This is a genomic window from Arsenicibacter rosenii (assembly GCF_001870735.1).
GTDB lineage: Bacteria > Bacteroidota > Bacteroidia > Cytophagales > Spirosomataceae > Arsenicibacter > Arsenicibacter rosenii.
The window spans coordinates 1-808 of record NZ_MORL01000202.1 but is presented as its reverse complement, the minus strand read 5'-3'; the positions used below and the strand labels follow the sequence as shown (position 1 = coordinate 808).

The 808-nt window shown below is 42.7% G+C and carries 1 protein-coding gene; it reads right to left on the bottom strand.

The features are described from left to right. Positions 1–165 precede the first annotated feature (165 nt). Entirely contained in the window at positions 166–603 is a 438-nt protein-coding gene (locus BLX24_RS30815; protein WP_071506937.1) for an RrF2 family transcriptional regulator, read from the bottom strand. Between the last annotated feature and the right edge of the window lie 205 nt (positions 604–808).

The following is an 808-nucleotide window of genomic DNA, read 5'->3' as shown; positions in this document are numbered from 1 at the left end:
TTATCCCTGCCATTAATCCTGATACTCCTGGTACTGGATAGACTTATAGTACTTAAAATCTATTGAATAAGTAGTTTATTGGCAAATAAAAAAAGAGTCTGCCAGAGTTGCAAGTTCTGCAACCTGATTACTAAATAAATAGTGGTCAGACTCATTGCAGTGAGGTCATGAAAGCACATCGGCAACATCCTGTTTTTTGACTAGTGATGCAATCGTCAGTTGTTCGTATACCGATAGGTTTGCATCACGTACCTGAGCCATGATCGGCCGGATCGAGCAGGTTTCTTCATCGTCGCAGTCATCACAGCGGACATAAAAATGCTTCGAAACACAGGGGGTCGGCGCAATAGGCCCGTCGATAATCCGGATAACCTGGGCCAGATTAACGGCAGACGGGTCAATACGAAGCGCATAACCACCTCCCTTTCCTTTCTGACTCCGGAGTAACCCCTGATTGCGCAGCTCAAGCAGAATGGTTTCCAGAAATTTTTTCGGGATATTTTCCCGTTCAGAAATCAGACTGATCAGCACCGGTCCTTTTCCGAACTCCTCTGCTAACACCTTCATGGCCTTCAGCGCGTATTTTGCCTTTTTAGATATCATGTTGTTGATTAAATAGAGCCCTTAATCTATAAAATAAATGCACTAATTAAGCCCAAAAATAGCCAGCTTGTTGCTGACTAAATCGTCCGGCCCGTAAACTATGTATAGTTTACTGACAAAGTAGACAATGAAAATTTATAAATACAAACTTTGTGCCCGATAAATCACCGTAAGGGGTCCGGAAAGGCTGTTTTTTACTACTTCA